The 17,164-nt window shown below is 71.3% G+C and carries 11 protein-coding genes and 1 pseudogene; 7 read left to right on the top strand and 5 right to left on the bottom strand.

Annotation, left to right across the window (positions count from 1 at the left end; translation table 11 throughout):
* Positions 1–2 precede the first annotated feature (2 nt).
* Both ACK4YQ_RS09865 and ACK4YQ_RS09860 read right to left on the bottom strand, forming a co-directional pair.
* On the bottom strand, positions 3–1,439 hold the full coding sequence (locus tag ACK4YQ_RS09865; protein ID WP_409610853.1) for a cytochrome ubiquinol oxidase subunit I: 1,437 nt from the start codon (positions 1,437–1,439) through the stop codon (positions 3–5).
* Entirely contained in the window at positions 1,436–3,895 is a 2,460-nt protein-coding gene (locus tag ACK4YQ_RS09860; protein WP_409610851.1) for a membrane-bound PQQ-dependent dehydrogenase, glucose/quinate/shikimate family, read from the bottom strand. The genes ACK4YQ_RS09865 and ACK4YQ_RS09860 overlap by 4 nt, the downstream gene beginning before the upstream one ends.
* Positions 3,896–4,220: 325 nt before the next feature.
* Between ACK4YQ_RS09860 and ACK4YQ_RS09855 the strand changes: the two genes are divergently transcribed.
* The 5 genes and pseudogenes from ACK4YQ_RS09855 to ACK4YQ_RS09835 form a co-directional block, all read left to right on the top strand.
* Complete coding sequence (locus tag ACK4YQ_RS09855; RefSeq protein ID WP_409610849.1) at positions 4,221–6,416, top strand: TonB-dependent receptor; 2,196 nt, start codon at positions 4,221–4,223, stop codon at positions 6,414–6,416.
* A gap of 3 nt (positions 6,417–6,419) precedes the next feature.
* Positions 6,420–7,745 carry a spinster family MFS transporter gene (locus ACK4YQ_RS09850; RefSeq protein ID WP_409610847.1) on the top strand — a complete coding sequence of 442 codons (1,326 nt, stop codon included), beginning with the start codon at positions 6,420–6,422 and terminating at the stop codon, positions 7,743–7,745.
* Positions 7,742–9,376 carry a carboxylesterase/lipase family protein gene (locus ACK4YQ_RS09845; RefSeq protein WP_409610845.1) on the top strand — a complete coding sequence of 545 codons (1,635 nt, stop codon included), beginning with the start codon at positions 7,742–7,744 and terminating at the stop codon, positions 9,374–9,376. The genes ACK4YQ_RS09850 and ACK4YQ_RS09845 overlap by 4 nt, the downstream gene beginning before the upstream one ends.
* Positions 9,377–9,422: 46 nt before the next feature.
* The gene (locus ACK4YQ_RS09840; RefSeq protein ID WP_409611320.1) at positions 9,423–10,148 is read left to right on the top strand and encodes a TetR/AcrR family transcriptional regulator; all 726 of its coding nucleotides are present in this window, start codon (positions 9,423–9,425) and stop codon (positions 10,146–10,148) included.
* Between the two features lie 137 nt (positions 10,149–10,285).
* Positions 10,286–11,293 (top strand): annotated as a pseudogene (locus ACK4YQ_RS09835) (cation:proton antiporter); the annotation flags it as partial.
* A gap of 177 nt (positions 11,294–11,470) precedes the next feature.
* Here the strand turns inward: ACK4YQ_RS09835 and ACK4YQ_RS09830 are convergent.
* Together ACK4YQ_RS09830 and ACK4YQ_RS09825 are read right to left on the bottom strand one after the other, a co-directional pair.
* Complete coding sequence (locus ACK4YQ_RS09830) at positions 11,471–12,430, bottom strand: cation diffusion facilitator family transporter (RefSeq protein WP_409610843.1); 960 nt, start codon at positions 12,428–12,430, stop codon at positions 11,471–11,473.
* A gap of 114 nt (positions 12,431–12,544) precedes the next feature.
* A complete protein-coding gene (locus tag ACK4YQ_RS09825; RefSeq protein WP_409610841.1) occupies positions 12,545–14,302 on the bottom strand; it encodes a thiamine pyrophosphate-dependent enzyme in 1,758 nt (585 codons plus the stop codon).
* 216 nt (positions 14,303–14,518) lie between these two features.
* On the opposite strand from ACK4YQ_RS09825, the gene ACK4YQ_RS09820 reads away from it, so the two are divergent.
* Both ACK4YQ_RS09820 and ACK4YQ_RS09815 read left to right on the top strand, forming a co-directional pair.
* Positions 14,519–15,577, top strand: a complete 1,059-nt coding sequence (locus ACK4YQ_RS09820) for a polysaccharide pyruvyl transferase family protein (protein WP_409610839.1) — start codon at positions 14,519–14,521, stop codon at positions 15,575–15,577.
* Positions 15,561–16,946 (top strand): Coenzyme F420 hydrogenase/dehydrogenase, beta subunit C-terminal domain, encoded by a 1,386-nt coding sequence (locus tag ACK4YQ_RS09815; RefSeq protein WP_409610837.1) that lies wholly within the window; start codon positions 15,561–15,563, stop codon positions 16,944–16,946. Before ACK4YQ_RS09820 ends, ACK4YQ_RS09815 begins: the two co-directional genes overlap by 17 nt.
* Positions 16,947–16,959: 13 nt before the next feature.
* On the opposite strand, the gene ACK4YQ_RS09810 is transcribed toward ACK4YQ_RS09815, so the two are convergent.
* On the bottom strand, positions 16,960–17,151 hold the full coding sequence (locus tag ACK4YQ_RS09810) for a hypothetical protein (RefSeq protein WP_409610835.1): 192 nt from the start codon (positions 17,149–17,151) through the stop codon (positions 16,960–16,962).
* Between the last annotated feature and the right edge of the window lie 13 nt (positions 17,152–17,164).

Here is a 17,164-nt window from a genome sequence, read left to right as displayed (position 1 = left end):
GCTCAACTCCCGGTCTGGGGCGCCGACGGGGCGCTCGGCGAGTCCTCGGCGGCCGACAGCGGACGCTTCGGCCGGTGCGCGGTGTGTCCGCCCGTCGTGGCTTCGTGGGGCTGCGGGCCGCGGTGCAGGATCTTCAGCAGGTAGTAGGTCCCCGCGCCGAAGATGAAGAGGTAGGTGACGACGAACAGGGCCAGCGAGGTCGAGACGCTGGCCGCCGACACGGGCGAGGCCGCATCGGCGGTCCGCAGCAGCCCGTAGACGACGTAAGGCTGACGGCCGATCTCGGCGGTGAACCAGCCGAACAGCACGGCGAGGAAGCCCGCGGGGGTCATGGCCAGGCAGGCGATGAGGAAGGCGCGCGAGTCGTAGAGGCGGCGCCGATAGCGCAGCCAGAGGCTCCAGAACCCCAGGGCGATCATCAGGAGGCCGAGGGCGACCATGATCCGGAAGGAGAAGAACACCGGCCATATGGGCGGGCGCTCGTCGCGCGGGACGTCCTTCAGGCCCGGCACCCGCCCGTCCAGGCTGTGGGTGAGGATCACGCTGCCGAGCTTGGGAATGGCGACCTCGTAGCGGTTCACCTCGGCCTGGGCGTCGGGCCAGGCGAACAGCACCAGGGGCTTGCCGCGGCCGGTCTCCCAGTTGGCCTCGATGGCGGCCAGCTTCGTGGGCTGCTGGTCCAGCACCGCCAAGCCCTGCTGGTCGCCCAGGAAGGCCTGCACCGGCGCGAAGACGGTGACGAACCACATGGCCCAGGACAGCGAGGTGCGGGCCAGCCGCTGGCGCTCGGGGGCCTCGCGGCCGCGGCGGGCGCGCAGCAGCATGTAGGCCGACATCCCGGCGATCGCGAGGGCCGTGGTCAGGTAGGCGGCCATGACCATGTGGGCGAAGCGGTTGGGGAAGCTGGGGTTGAAGATGATCTTCAGCCAGTCCGCCGGCACGACGCGGCCGCCCTCGATGGCGTAGCCGGCCGGGGTCTGCATCCAGCTGTTCGCCGAGAGGATCCAGAAGGCGGAGATCAGCGTGCCCAGGGCGACCATGCAGGTGGCCAGGAAATGGAGGCGATCGCCCACCCGGCTCCAGCCGAACAGCATCACGCCCAGAAAGCCGGCCTCGACGGTGAAGGCGGTCACGACCTCATAGGCGATCAGCGGGTCCAGCACGTCGCCGGTGAAGTCGGCGTAGCCGGACCAGTTCGTGCCGAACTGGAAGCTCATCGGAATGCCGGAGACGACGCCAAGGCCGAAGGAGATGGCGAAGACCTTCAGCCAGAACCGGTAGAGGTCGCGGAACTGCTCGTCGCGGGTCTGCAGCCAGCGCAGCTCCAGGACCGCCAGCCAGCTCGCCAGGCCGATGGTGAAGGCCGGGAACAGGATGTGGAAGGCGATAGTGAACCCGAACTGGATCCGCGCCAGGGTGAGGGCGTCGAGCTCGCTCATGGCTGGGCAGGCCGGGGCAGGGCGTAGGCGATGACATAGTCGCCCAGCTTGGTTCCCAGCGAGCCGTGGCCTCCCGCCACCACCAGCACGAACTGGCGGCCCGAGGCGTCGGATCGGTAGGTCATCGGCGTGGCCTGCGCCCCGGCCGGCAGGCGCGCCCGCCACAGCTCGCGGCCGGTCGTCAGGTCATATCCCCGCAGATAGTAGTCGAGGGTCGAGCTCATGAAGGCGACGTCGCCCGCGGTGACGATCGGCCCGCCAAGGGACGGGACGCCGAGCTTGAAGGGCAGGGGCAGGGGGCTTTCGTCGCGAATGGTTCCGTTCTTGTGCTGGTAGACGACCTTGCCGGTGACCAGGTCGAGGCCGGCGACATAGCCCCACGGCGGCGCCTGGCAGGGCAGCTTGATCGGCGACAGGAAGGGGTTGAGGTAGACCGCGAACGGCGCGCCGCGGTTGGGGTTCAGGCCGTGCTCGCTCGAGCCGCCGCGGTCGGAGCCGCCGGTGGGCCCCTTCACACGCCCGCCGTCGGCGCTCTGCTCGGGGCCGTCGCGGCGGACGGACTGAGGCGTCAGCTTGTCGATGAAGGCCATGTAGTTGGGATGCGCGAAGGCGACCTGGCGCACCGGGTCGATCGCCATGCCGCCCCAGTCCATCACGCCGAAATTGCCCGGAAAAACCAGGGACCCCTGCACCGACGGCGGCGTGAAGGGACCCTCGTAGCGCAGGCGGCGGAAGGCGATGCGGCAGACCAGCTGATCGAACATGGTGGCGCCCCACATGTCCCGTTCGCGCACCGGCTCCGTTGGCCTGAAGCTGACGCTCGAGGACGGCTGGGTCGGCGCGGTCCAGTCGCCCGGGGCCGCGCCCTGCGGCGCGGGCCGTTCGGGCGCCGGGAACAGCGGAACGCCGGTGCGGCGGTCGAGGACGAAGATGTCTCCCGTCTTGGTGGACTGCACCAGGGCCGGAACCCGGCCGCGGCCGGGCAGGGTCAGGTCCACCAGCGCCGGCTGGGCGGGCACGTCCATGTCCCACAGGTCATGGTGGACGGTCTGGTAGGCCCACCTGGGCTTTCCGGTTGCGATGTCCAGCGCCAGGATCGTGCTGGCGAACCGCTCGGTGGTGGCGGGGCGGTTCCCGCCCCACTGGTCCACCGCGCCCATGCCCATGGGCACGTAGATCAGGCCTAGCTCCTCGTCGGCGGCCGAGGTGCTCCAGCTGTTCGGCGAGGACCAGGAATAGCGCTCGCCCGGTTCGATCGGCTCGGTCTCGGTGGGATTGCCGGGGTCGAAGTTCCAGACGAGCCTGCCGGTCACCACGTCGAACGCGCGGATCACGCCCGACGGCATGTACACCGAGGCGTTGTCGTAGATGGCGCCGCCCAGCACCACGAGGCCGCGCGTGACCAGCGGCGCGGAGGTGAACTGATACCACCCGTCCTGATAGGCCGGCATGCCGGGCCACAGGCTGATCTGGCCTCCATCTCCGAAACTGGCGCACGGGCGGCCGGTGCGGGCGTCCAGGGCGAACAGGCGCGCGTCGTTGGTGGCCAGGAAGATCCGCTGCGGGCAGTCCGCGCCCGGGGCGCGGGCGGCGCCGGGCCAGGCGCCGTCATGGTAGGAGACACCGCGGCAGGTCAGATGCTGCAGGTGGTCCGACACGCGGATGTGCGGGTCGAATCGCCAGCGCTCGGCTCCGGTCTCCGGGTCCAGGGCGAGGACGATGTTGTGCGGCGTGCAGAGGTAGACCGTGTCGCCCACCTTCAGCGGCGTCACCTCATAGGTGGTCTCCGGCGGATCGCCGGGCCGCATGGTGTCGCCCGTCTGAATCCGCCAGACCTCCTTCAGCCGGGCCACGTTGCCGGGGGTGATCTGGTCCAGCGGCGACCACTTGTCTCCGGCCCAGGTGCGGCCGTAGGCGGGCCAGTCCCCGGGCGGTGCGTGACCGGCCGCCACCGCGCCGCCGCCGCGCGGCCCGGGCAGTTCGCCCTCCAGCCGGTGCGGGTCGTTGAGCATGGATGCGATCCCCACCACGCCAGCCAGCGCCAGCGCGCCGGTGAGCGCCAGTCCTCCGCCGCGGAAGGCCGAGGCGGGCGGCGCGCCGCGGCCGCGCGCCAGCCGCCGGGTGATCCAGGGTGTCAGCAGGAACAGGCCGATCAGGAAGATCACGTCCCCGCGGGGCACCAGCCGCCACCAGTCCAGGCCGATCTCGAACAGCGCCCAGACCAGCGTGCCCAGCACCAGGGCCGCGTAGAGCCACAGGGCATGGGCGGAGCCGGCCAGGAGCAGGCCGGCGGTGGCGGCCAGCGCAGCGCCCGCGATCAGGTAGTACCAGGACCCGCCAAGGGCGATCAGGTAGCCGCCACCCGCCAGCAGCGCCAGGCCGAACAGCCCGATGACGATCGCGGCGGCCCAGATCGCGGGGCCGCGCCCCGGCTGGTGGGATGACGTCTGCGGCATCGCATCCTCGCGTTCACGAGCGGCGGCCCAGGCGCCGGGCGATCCACGCCGGCGGCGCCCGCCCGCGGCCGTTAAGGCCGGTCGGCTTCGAGAGGTTCCGGTGCTCGGCAACTGGGGGCGAGGCGGGCCGGGCGGGCTTCGACCCGTCCATCGAACATAGATATTCACTCACATGAGAGTGAATATTGACTTGAGCGTGACATGGCCTCAATCCTGGCGACCACAGCCCGGCGCGAACGACCGGTGCGAGAGGGAGGAAGGAACGATGAGGGCGTTTCTCATGGCGTCGGCGTGCGCCGCGGCCTGCGCCGCCGGCGGAACCGCAATGGCCCAGACCAGGACCCAGACCGGGGGGCAGGCGACGGAGCTGAGCGAGGTCATCGTGACCGCTACACGCCGCAGCGAGCGGCTGCAGGATGTGCCGCTGAGCGTGACGGCCTATTCCCAGGAGACGCTGACGGCCAAGGGCATCGTCGGCTACGAGGGGCTGGCGGTGGAGACCCCCGGCGTGGTGCTCAACCGGCCGTCGGCCAACTTCAACAACTTCACCGCCCGCGGCATCGCCACCAACGGCTATGGCGCGAACCTGCAGAGCACGGTGGCGGTCTACATTGACGAGCTGCCGATCTCGACCATCGGCAACACCACCGTCCTGGACCCGAACCTCTACGACGTGGAACGGGTGGAGTTCCTGCGCGGCCCGCAGGGCACGCTGTTCGGCTCGGGCTCGCTGTCCGGCGCGCTGCGCATCCTGACCAAGCGGCCCGACCCCTCGGCGTTCGATGCGTCGGCCCAGGTGGATTTCGGCCTGACCGGCTCGGACAGCCTGCGCCAGCGCTACAACGCCATGGTCAACGTGCCCCTGGTCCAGGACAAGCTCGCCCTGCGGGTCGTCGGCTTCCTGCGCGACGAGGAAGGCTACATCAACAACATCGGCACCGGCCGGGCGAACGCCAACACCCTGGACGCCTGGGGCGCGCGCGCGAGCCTGCTGTGGACGCCCACCGAGCGGCTGTCGATCAAGCTCCTGGCCTCGCACGAGGACAGCCGCCCGCGGGATTCTTCGACCGTCAGCCCGAGCCTCGGCGAGGACATCCGCGTGTCGGACCGCCCTGACCTCTTCCAGGGCAAGCTGACCAGCTACAACGCCACGGTCGAGTACCAGTTCGACGGGGCTCAGCTCACCAGTTCGTCGACCTGGTCGGAGTTCGACCAGAAGTTCTTCGTCGACCTCGCCGGCACCTTCGGCGCGGCCGGCATCGCCTTCGGCCTCGACGCCCTGGCCTACATGGACACCTTCGTCGAGGAGGTGCGGCTGGCGTCCGATCCGGGCGGCGACTGGGACTGGGTGGTCGGCGGCTTCTACCTCGATCGCCGCCTGGACGTTGACTACAACTACCGCTCGCGGCCGGACTATCTGGCGCGGCGCGGCTTCACCGGACTGCCGGACGAATACTACCAGCGCCAGCAGAACCACACGAACTCCCAGGAGCTGGCTGGCTTCGGCGAGCTGACCTACCGCTTCAGCGACAGGCTGTGGGCGACCGCGGGCCTGCGCTACGGCGGCTTCGAGGCCCAGTCGTTCGTCGAGGGCGGCTACACCAGCAACTACCTGGCGGCGGCGCTGAACCCCTTCTATCCCGGCCCGCTGGTCATCACCCAGGTGGCGCCGGCGACGGGGGTGAAGGCCAAGGAGACCGGCCCCTCCTGGAAGCTCAGCGTGTCCTACAAGCCCTCCTCGGCGGTGACGACCTACGCGACGGTCTCCACCGGCTTCCGCACGCCGGTGGTCAACGCCTTCGCGGGGCGGGCGAGCGTGGTCGACCCCACCGACATCGTCATTCCGCCCGGAGCGGATTCGGACGACCTGACCAACTATGAGATCGGCCTGAAGGGACGCTGGCTGGACGGGCGGCTCTCGGCCAACCTCGCCGCCTACTGGATCGACTGGAAGAACATCCAGGTCCAGGCCAACCGGGTGTCGGACTCGGTCCAGTTCGCCACCAACATCGGCAAGGCCGTGTCCAAGGGCCTGGAGTTCGAGATCGTGGCGCTGCCCGCCGACGGCCTGACGCTGGGGGTGAACGGCTCCTTCAACGAAGCCAAGGTCACCCAGCTTTCGCCCACCGAGGCGGCGATCTCCGGCGCGGTGGAGGGCGCGCGCCTGGCTTCGCCCAAGTTCCAGGGCGCGGCCTACGTCAACTACGGCTTCGACCTGACGCCGGAGGCCCGCGCCAACCTCTCGGCCGTCGTGCAGCACGTGGGCAGCTTCCCCGGGCTGTTCCCCAACACCCCCGGCCGCCCTGGGGTGATCAGCCCGACCTACGCCTACACCGAGGCCTACACCAACGTGAACGCCACCTTCGCCGTAGCCTTCGGCCAGGTGACGGCGGCGGCCTATGTCGAGAACCTCTTCGACAGCCGCAAGATCACCTACGTCCACCCGGAGGCCTTCATCGCCAGCCGCTTCGCCGTGCAGCGGCCGCGCACCGTCGGCGTGCGCGTGGGCTACGAGTTCTAGGCCATGACCGGATCTGTCGAGACGGCGGCGGGGACCAGCTCTCCGCCGCCGGCGACCGCAGCGCTCAAGCCGTCCCGGGGAGCCTGGCCGGTCCTGGCCATCCTGTGCTTCGTCTATGTGCTGAACTTCCTGGACCGGCAGCTCCTGTCGATCCTGGCCAAGCCCATCCAGGACGAGCTCGGGGTCACGGACGGCCAGCTCGGCCTGATCAGCGGGCTCTACTTCGCCCTGTTCTACTGCCTGATCTCGATCCCGGTGGGCTGGCTGGCCGACCGGACCAACCGGACCCGGGTGCTGGCCTTCGCCTGCGGCCTGTGGAGCGCGGCGACCATGGCCTGCGGCCTGTCGGCCAACTATCCGCAGCTCGCCCTGTCGCGCATGGCCGTGGGGGTGGGCGAAGCCGGCGGGGTGCCCCCGTCCTACGCCATCATCACCGACTACTTTCCGCCGGGCCGGCGGGGGACGGCCCTCGGCGTCTTCAACATGGGCCCGCCAATCGGCCAGGCCCTGGGGGTGGCGTTCGGCGCCGCGATCGCGGCGGCCTACAGCTGGCGAGCCGCGTTCCTTCTGATCGGCGCGGTGGGCGTGGTCATGGCCGTCGTGGTGCTGTTCGGGGTGCGCGAGCCCGAGCGCGGCGGGCTGGACCGGGCGGCCGGCGCGCCTGCGAAGCCGGCGGGCGGACCGGCGGGGTTCTGGCCCACGGTGCGCATGTTCTTCTCCACGCCGGCGCTGCTGCTGGTCGCCCTGGCCAGCGCGGCGACCCAGGTGATCACCTACGGGGCGGGCAACTTCACCGTGCTCTTCCTGATGCGCGAGAAGGGCATGACGCTCCAGGACGTCTCCCTCTGGTACGCCCTGGTGGTCGCCGTCGGCATGGGCGGCGGCATCTTCGCCTCCGGCCGGGTGATCGACCGGTTCACGCGCACGTCCAGGACCGCCTATGCGGCGGCGCCGGCGATCTCGCTGTCCCTGGCGGTGGTCCCCTACCTTGCGTTCGTCTGGGCGCCGGACTGGCCGCTGGCCCTGGCCTTCCTGCTGGCCCCGACGTTCCTGAACTACTTCTATCTCTCCTCGGCCGTGGCCCTGGTCCAGGAAGAGGTCGCCCCCGAGCAGCGGGTGCTGAGCGGCGCCCTGCTGCTGCTGGTGATGAACCTGGTGGGCATGGGCGTGGGGCCCACCTTCGTCGGCATGGTCAGCGACGCCCTGATGGACACCCATCCGGAGAACTCGCTGCAGATGGCCTTCTACGCCCTGGCGCCGATGTACGCCGTGGCGGTGGGCCTGTTCCTGGCGCTGGCCCGGGTCCTGCGGCGAGAGGGCCGCGCATGAGGGGCTGCTGGTTGGGGGCGGCCCTTGCGCTGGCGCTTGGCGTGGGGGCGGCGTCGGCGCGGCCTGCACCGGTGGTGCAGGCGCCGGCCGGGGCGGTGCAGGGCGTGGCCGAGGGGAAGGTGCACGTCTTCCGCGGCGTGCCCTACGCCGCTCCGCCGGTGGGGGCCAGGCGCTGGAAGCCCCCCGCGGCCCTGGCGCCCTGGCCTGGAGTTCGCCCGGCCACCGCCTTCGGCCCCGCCTGCCTGCAGCCGCGCATGCCGCCGGGCGGGATCTACGCCAGCGAGCTGCCGCAACTGAGCGAGGACTGCCTGACGCTGAACGTCTGGGCGCCTGCGGACGCCAGGGACGCGCCGGTGATGGTGTGGATCCACGGCGGCTCCCTGACCACGGGCTCCAGCCGCGAGAGCATGTACGATGGCGCGGACCTGGCCAGGCGGGGGCTGGTGGTGGTCTCGATCAACTACCGGCTGGGCGTCCTGGGCTGGCTGGCGCATCCGCAGCTCAGCGCCGAGAGCCCCGACGGCGTGTCGGGCAACTACGGCCTTCTCGACCAGATCGCCGCCCTGGCCTGGGTGAAGCGCAACATCGCCGCCTTCGGCGGGGATCCCGGCCGGGTGACGGTGGCGGGCGAGTCCGCCGGCGGCCTCAGCATCATGTACCTGATGGCCTCGCCCCTGGCGCGCGGACTGTTCGACAAGGCGATCCTGCAGAGCGCCTACATGATCTCCACCCCCGAGCTGAAGGAACGCCGCTTCGGCGAGGCGCCGGCGGAGCTGCGGGGCCTGCAGCTGGCCGAGCGGCTCGGCGCCGCCGATCTTGAGGCCCTGCGCGCGATGGACGGGACGGCGCTGACGGCCCAGGCGCTCAAGGCGGGCTACGCCGCATTCGGGACGGTGGACGGCAAGGTGCTGCCGCGCCAGCTCGTGGAGACCTTCGATCGCGGAGAGCAGGCGCCCGTGCCGGTGCTGGCGGGCTTCAACGCCGGTGAGATCCGCTCCTTGAGGTTCCTGGCGGCGCCGAAACCGGCGAGCGCAAGGGCGTATGAGCAGGCGATCGGCGAGCGCTACGGCGATCTGGCCGGCGAGTTCCTGCGCCTATATCCGGCGGGCGATCTTGAGGAGGCGGTGCTGGCCGCCCCGCGCGACGCCCTCTACGGCTGGACGGCCGAGCGGCTGGCGGACAAGCAGACCGCGATCGGCCAGCGGGCCTATCTATACCTGTTCGACCACGGATATCCCGCCGCCGACGAGCAGGGGCTGCACGCCTTCCACGCCGCGGAGATCCCCTATGTCTTCGGAACCCGGGAGAAGACGCCCCCGGCCTGGCCGCAGCCGCCAAGGTCCGGCGCCGAACTGCGGCTGGCGGCGGCGATCCAGGGCTATTGGGCCGCCTTCGTGACGGCCGGCGCGCCTGCGGCCGCGGGCGCGCCGGCCTGGCCGGCCTATGGCGAAGACCGCAGCTACATGGCGTTCGAAGATCAGCCTCGCGCCGGACGCGGCCTGTGGCCGGGCATGTACGCGCTGCACGAGGCCGTGGTGCGCCGGCGCCGCGCCGCAGGCGACACCCCGTGGAACTGGAACGTGGGCCTGGCCGCCCCGGTCCTGCCCGACCAGCCGGCGACGGGGCGATGACGCAAGTCCACCCGCGGCCGACGCACGAGCGGGCGGCTTGACGCTCATGGCCCCCGCGTTGAAAGAGAGTCGCGTGCCCGACAGTGCAAAACCCCGTCGCCGCTCCAAGAAGGCCGAACAGCGCGCCGCCTCGATGGAGCAGATCCTGGACGTGGCCGAGGAGCTCTTCTCCAGGCACGGCCTCTACGGTGTCACCCTGCAGGACGTGGCCCGGCGCGTGGGCGTGCACCACACCCTCCTGAACTACTACTTCGAGGACAAGAAGAAGCTGTTCGACGCCGTGTTCGCCCGCCGCGCGGTGGTGACGAGCGAGCGGCGGATCCGTGCGCTGGACGAGTACGAGGCCTCGGCGGACGGCAAGCCCACGGTGGAGGGAGCGCTGCACGCCTTCCTCGACACCGACCTCGACCTCTACGACCAGGGCGGGGAGGGGTGGAAGAACTACGGCGCCCTCGGGGCGCTGGTCTCGAACACCCCGCAATGGGGCGCCGACCTAATGGACCAGCACTTCGATCCGGTGGTCCTGCGCCTGATCGACCTGTTGAAGAAGGCGCTGCCCGGCTGTCCGGAGGAGGACATCTTCTGGGGCTATCATTTCGTGACCGGCGCCCTGATGGTGACGCTGGCCCGCACCGGCCGGATCGACAAGCTGTCGGGCGGCCTCTGCCGCTCCGAGGACTTCCCGGCGGTCAAGCGGCGCATGGCCCGGTTCATGGCCGCCGGCTTCCTGGAGATCTGCGGGCCGCAGGGGCGGGGCCCCACGCCCGCGTGAACTAGTCGGCGAAGCGCAAACAGGTTGGGGCAGATGCTCTCCCGGCGCTGGCGGCAGCCCTCAGGTCGTCCGGACAACTCTCCGCGGTTACGTTCGTTCCGCTAGCGGCGGCGCAGGGCCGCTCCTGCGAGGCAGAGATGACGACGTACGATTTCGCCACCGTCTTCGTGGCGCTGGTCGCCTTCGCAGGATGGATGAACATCCGTTTCACCAGCCTGCCGACCTCGACGGCCATGCTGCTGGCGGGGTTCGCCGCGGCGGCCGGACTGATGGTCCTGCAGTCCATCGCCCCCTCGCACGACGCGGCGGCGGCGTTCGCCGCCGGGGTGGACTCCCTGGACTTCCCCAGGACGGTGCTGGGCTACATGCTGGCCTTCCTGCTCTTCGCCGGGGCGATGCAGGTGGATCTCGGCGAGCTGCGGCGGCGGGTGGCGACCGTGGCGTCGCTGGCGACCCTGGGGGTTCTCTTCTCCGTGGCCCTGATCGCCGGCGGGCTCTGGGGCGCAGCCAGGCTGTTGGGGATCGAGCTGTTGCCGGCCTGGGCCCTGGTGTTCGGCGCCCTGATCGGCCCGACCGACCCGGTCGCCGTCCTGTCCGCCGCCCGCGAACACAGGCTCTCCCCGACGCTCAAGGCGGTGCTGCAGGGCGAAGCCCTGTTCAACGACGGCGTGGCGATCGTGGTGTTCTCCGCCGCCGTCTCGATCGCCGCGACGGACCACGCCGCCCAGCCCCTGGCGGCCCTCGGCAATGTGGCGGTGGAGGCCGGCGGCGCCATCGTTCTGGGCGCGGCGCTGGGGGCCCTGGCGGTCGCCATGATGCGCGCCATCGACGACTACGCCGTCGAGGTGGCGATCACCGTGGCGCTGGCCACCGGCGCCTATGCGGCGGCGCAGGCCGCTCACCTCAGCGGCCCCATCGCCGTTGTGGCGGCGGGCTTCTACGTCGGGGGACGCGGCTTCGAACACGCCATGAGCGACCAGACCCGCCGCTACGTGCGCGGGTTCTGGACCTTGATCGACGACCTCCTGAACGCGGCGCTGTTCCTCCTCCTGGGGCTGGAGGTGCTGGTGATCCCCTTCGACCCCAGGCTCGCCGGGCTCTGGGTGGCGGCGATCGCGCTCGTGACCCTGTCGCGGTTCGTCGTCACCGCGCCCTTCGCCGCCGTTCTGCGCTTGCGGACCGAAACCCGCGGCGGCTGGCTGATCCTGAGCTGGGCGGCATGCGCGGGGCGATCTCCCTGGCGCTGGCCCTGTCGGCGCCTGAGGGCCCGGTGCGGGACCTGCTGCTGTCCACCACCTTCGCCGTGGTCGTGGCTTCGGTCCTTATCCAGGGAACGACGATCGGGCGGCTCGCCCAGCACTTTGCGCCGACGGGCGAGGCGAAACCGCGGTCGGAGGCGTGAGCAGCACCTTGCCGATGCGCTCGTCCAGGGCGCGGATCTTCTCGGCCGCTTCGTCGAGGGCGGTCTCCGCCTGGCGCCGGTCGAGGCGGGGATCCACCTGCGCCGTCACCGCCAGCAGGATGTCGTCGGGGCCCAGGTGAAGGCTCAGCACTTCGCCTTCTGCGACGAACCTTCCGTCGGCGGCGAGTTGGCGCTTCACCTCGGCGATCAGGCGCGGGGAGGCGGCTTCGCCGGTCAGCAGGCTTCGCGTCTCGTTGGCGAGGAACACCGCGACGAGAACGAGCAGCAGGCCGATGGCGATGGACGCTGCGCCGTCGGCCCAGGGCTGGCGCAGGGCCACGCTCAGGCCCACCCCGAGCAGGGCGATGCACAGGCCGATGAGGGCCGCCCCGTCCTCGAGCAGCACGGCGAACAGGTTGGGATCCTTGCTGCGGTGGATGGCCGACAGCAGCGCCACGCCCCGGCGCTGCGCGTTGAAGCTCTTCAGGGCGACGGCGAACGAGGCGCCCTCGAACAGGATCGCCAGCCCCAGGACCAGGAAGTTGATCCAGGGACGGCTCATGGGCTCTGGATCGCGCAGCTTGTGCAGCCCTTCCCAGATCGAGGCCGCCCCGCCGAGGGCGAAGATCAGCAGCGCGACGACGAAGGACCAGAAATAGACCTCCATCCCATAGCCGAAGGGATGGGCCGCGTCCGGCGGCCGCGCCGAGCGGCGCAGGCCGAGGATCAGCAGGGCCTGGTTGCCGCTGTCCACCGCCGAATGGATGGCCTCGGTCAGCATGGCCGAACTGCCGGTGAAGGCGTAGGCGACGAACTTCGACACGGCGACCGCGAGGTTGCCGGCCAGGGCCGCGATGATGACGCGCGCGGAGTCGTGCATGGGCGAGCCCGCAACGGCGTTCGCGGCCAACCGTTCCCGGCCGGGTGCTTCGGGGGCGGCGCGAACGCCCCTGGTCGGCGATTGCGGAACCGCCGCCCTGGTCTTCCGCAGCGGCTAGATCAGCTCGCGCAGCCTGTCGCCGGTGACGGTCTTGATGATCTCGCCGCGGCCGGGGGTGCCCTTGGCGAGCGCCTCGGCGAAGTGCTTGGCCTGCTCGAAGGTGACCGTGGGGGGCATGGGCGGCTCGTTCGGATCGACCACCGCCTCGATCAGCACCGGGCCCGGCGTGGCGAAGGCCTGGCGCATCACCTCGCCGCAGCGCGCCGGGTCCTCGATGGTGAAGGCGGTGACGCCGAAGCCGCGGGCGATCGCGGCGAAGTCCACCGGCTGCAGGTCGCAGACGTATTCCGGATGGCCCAGGAACACCATTTGCTCCCATTTGATCTGGCCGAGCGAGTTGTTCTTGATGACGACGATCTTCACGTCGAGGCCGTATTTCACGCAGGTGGCCAGTTCGCCGATCAGCATGGTCATCCCGCCGTCGCCGACGAAGGACACGACCTGCCGCCCGGGATAGGCCACGGCCGCCGCCGCGGCGTAGGGCAGGCCGCAGGCCATGGTCGCCAGGTTGCCCGAACAGGCGAACATCTGCCCCTGGCGGAACGTCATCTGCCGGGCGATCCAGGTGGTGATCGTGCCGGAGTCGGTGGACACGAGGGCGTCGTCCGCCAACAGCTTGTCGAGCTCGTAGGCGACCACCTGCGGCTTCATCGGCAGGTCTCGCCGCTGGCCGCGCTCGGCCATCAGCTCGCGCCAGTCCTTCATCCCCTCCTGCGCCTTTTGCAGGAAGCTGCGATCCTGCCGCTCCCGCAGCAGGGGCGCCAGCCGTTCCAGGGTCGTGCGGCAGTCGCCGACCAGCCCGCACTCGACGGGATAGCGCAGGCCGATGCGCTCGGCGGCGATGTCGATCTGCACCGCCCGCGCCTGGCCCGGCTTGGGATAGAACTCGATGTAGGGGAACGCGCTGCCGACGATCAGCAGGCCGTCGCAGTCGGACATGGCCTCATGCGAGGGCCGGGTGCCCAGCAGGCCGACGCCGCCGACGCAATGGGGATGCTCGTCGTCCAGCGCGCCCTTGCCCAGCAGCGCCTTGCCGACAGGCGCGCCCAGGCGTTCGGCCACGGCGCCGAGAAGGTCGCTGCATCCCAGCGCGCCGCGGCCGGCCAGGATGAACGGCTTCTCGCAGGCGTTGAGGATGTCGGCGGCCCGCTCAAGGTCGGTCTCGGGCGGGGCGAGCCGGGGTTGCGCCGGCGCCCCGGAGACGTGGTGGGCGATGTTGCGCTTGGAGCGGGCGTCCCGCTTAACCGGCTGGTCCTGCACGTCCACCGGCACGGTGATGTGGGCGACAGCCCGGCGGGCCAGGGCGGTTCGGATCGCCAGGGCGGCCACGTTCTCCATGTGGGCCGCGCCCATGACGCGGCAGTTGTAGGCCGCCACGTCCATGAACAGCTTGTCGAGCTCCACGTCCTGCTGGGTGTCGGTGTGCAGCAGGTCGTGGAACTGCAGGCCGGTGATCGCCAGCACCGGCTGCCCATCGAGCTTGGCGTCGTAGAGCCCGTTGAGCAGGTGGATGCCGCCGGGACCCGACGTGGCCAGGCAGACGCCGAGGCGTCCGGTCCACTTGGCGTAGGCGCAGGCCATGAAGGCGGCCGCCTCCTCGTGGCGGGTCTGGATGAAGCGGATGGCGTCGGCCTTGCGGCGCAGGGACTCGATGATCCCGTTCACGCCGTCCCCCGGGATGCCGAAGATCGTATCCACCCCCCAGTCGATCAGGGTCTCGACCAGGACGTCGCCTGCCGTGGGTGAGCTCATCTCAGTCTCCGCTGTCATGGGCGGCGGCCACCCGCCGGGCGGGCCGTCACACGCCTCGCCGCGGGCGGCGTTCGCGCCGCGCCGCGTCTAGCCAACGGCAGGGGCGCGCGGCGGTTCCAGCTCGGCCGGGGATCGCCGCGGCCGCCTTGGCGCGTGCGGGAACAGAGCCGCCCGAGCGCCGTTAGGCGACGGCGGGCGAAGCACAGAGGCGCAGGCATGAAAGTCGGGGTGCTGACCTTCCACCGCTGCATCAACTACGGCTCCTATTGGCAGGCCCGGTGTCTGGTCGAAGGGCTCAGGCGGCGGGGCCTGGAGGCGGTGCTGCTCGACCACCGCTCGGCGGCGGTGGATCGGGCGGAGTGGAGCTGCGCCCTTCGCCCCCTGCGGCCGGCGCGTTCGTCTCGCGCCGACATCGCCGCCTATTCGCGCAAGGCGCGCAGCTTCCTGCGGGCGGTCGAGGCCCTGCCGCGGTCGGCGCCCTTCGCCCTCGACGCTCCGGACCTCGTCGACAGCTACGACCTGGTGGTCATCGGCAGTGACGAGGTGTGGAACCTCTCCCATCCCTGGTACGGCGGGAGGGCCCTCTTCTTCGGTCAGGGCGTGAAGGCGGCGCGCCGGATCTCCTATGCGGCCAGCGTCGGCGGCTACGAGCCGGCGGCGGGCCTGCCGGCGTGCTGGACCGAGCTCCTGCGCGGCCTGGACCGATTGTCCGTGCGTGACGAGAACTCCCGCCGCCTGGTCAGCGAGACCGTAGGGGTGGAGCCAAACATCGTGCTCGACCCGTGCCTCGCGTTTCCCCCGCGCGTTCGCCCGCAAGGGCAGGGGAGCGAACCCTACGTCCTTGTCTACGGTCACGATTTTCCCGCCGGCTTCGGCGCGGCGGCGCGGGCGTGGGCCGTGCGACGGGGCCTGCGGCTGGTGAGCGTCGGATACCGCAACGACTGGGCGGACGAGCAGCGGCTCAGCGATGGTCCCGAAGCCTTCGCCGCCGCCATGGCAGGGGCCTCGGCCGTGGCGACCAATTTCTTCCACGGCTGCGTCTTCGCCCTGCTGAACGCCAAGCCGTTCGCCTGCACCACCATGCCCTATCGGGCCAGCAAGGTTCGCGCCCTTCTCAGTGCGATCGGCCAGGAGAGCCGCCTCGTGGCGGACGGGGAGGCGACCTCCGCGGCCTTCGCCGCCGCGGTCGAGCGGCCCCACGATACGGCCGTGGACGAGCGCCTGGCCCGGCTTCGGCGCGGGTCCGAGGGATTTCTCGATGCCGCCATCGCCTGACCGGCCGACCGTCAGCCCCCAGGCCATCGACCGCGCCGGGCTCTGCATCGGCTGCGGGGTCTGCGCGGCGCTGTCCGGCGCACCGGACGCGGCGATGGTGATGAGCGGGGACGGCCGCCTGCGCCCCGGCGAAGGGGCCTGGCGCCGGCGCCCGAGCCAGGCGGTCGCGCGCGCCTGCCCGTTCTCGCCGGCGGCCGAGGACGAGACCTCCATCGCCGCCCGCGAGTTTCCGGCGGCGCCGGTGGTCGATCCGACCATCGGACGCATGGAGGCGGCCTACGTGGGCCATGTGCGCGAGGGCGCCTGGCGCGAGCGCGGCAGCTCCGGCGGTCTGGCCACCTGGGTCGCGGCCGAGCTGCTGGACAGGGGCCTCGTGGACGCGGTGGCCCACGTCGCGCCGACGATGGACGGGCGCTTCTTCCGCTACCGCATCTCCCGCACCCGCGAGGCCGTGCAGGGCGGGGCGCGCTCGCGCTACTACCCGGTGGATCTGTCCGAGGTGCTGGCGGAGATCCGCGACCGGCCGGGCCGCTACGCAGTGGTCGGCGTGCCGTGCTTCATCAAGGCGGTCCAGTTGGCGCGGCGGCACGACCCGCTGCTTCGCCGGCGGGTGGCGTTCACGCTCGGCCTGTTCTGCGGGCACATGAAGAGCGCCCGTTTCGTGGAGAGCTTCGCCTGGCAGATGGGCGCGCCGTCGCCGCAGGTCGAGCGCGTGGAGTTCCGCTGCAAGGCGCCGGACAGGCCGGCCAACTGGTACGTCGCCGAGCTCGGGATGCGCGGCGGGGGCGTGCGTCGCCGCGACTGGTGGAGCCTGGCCGACGGCGACTGGGGGGCCGGCTTCTTCCAGCTGTCGGCCTGCAACGCCTGCGACGATGTGATCGCTGAGACGGCGGACATCTCCTTCGGCGACGCCTGGGTGGAGCCGTACGCCAGCGACGCGGGCGGAACCAACGTCGTGGTGGCCAGGTCGTCGCTGATGCGCGAGCTGATGGAGGCCGGGAAGGCCGCTGGAAGGCTGCAGCTTGAGCCGGTCGACGCCGACTTCGTTGTTCGCACCCAGGCCGCCGGGTTCCGGCAGCGGCGGGAGGGGCTCGCCTACCGCCTCACCTGGCCCGGCGGTCCGCGCCTCCGAAAGCGCGTGGCTCCGGGTCGGCCGCCGATGCTCCGGCGGCGGCTGATCTACCGCGCCCGCGCCCTGATCTCGGCGTGGAGCCACCCGGTCTTCCGGACGGCCCGCGCCGCGCGCTCGCCCTGGCTCTATCTCGGCTGGGCCCGGGCCGCCGCGGGCGCCTACCATGGCCTGGCCTATTCCCGAGGCCGCTTCGGCCGTCTCCTCGACCGCATCCTGCCCGCCCAGCCGCCAGGCTGAGCCGGGGCGGGCGCTAGGGAGCGTCCTTCGGGGCCTCGCGCTTCGGCGTCTCTTCCGGCCCGCTGCGGGGTTGGTGATGGCCCGCAACCGTCGAATGCTCGGTTCCCCCGCGCTCGATTTCGGTGCGCGAGAACACCTCTTCCTGGCCTGCGTCCAGGACCTCGCGGTCCTCGATCTCCGGTGACGGCGGCTTCTTTGACGACATCTCCCACCTCCAG

Source organism: Phenylobacterium sp. (assembly GCF_046291545.1).
GTDB lineage: Bacteria > Pseudomonadota > Alphaproteobacteria > Caulobacterales > Caulobacteraceae > Phenylobacterium.
The sequence above is the reverse complement of the archived record's forward strand: the minus strand, read 5'-3'. Positions and strand labels throughout refer to the sequence as shown.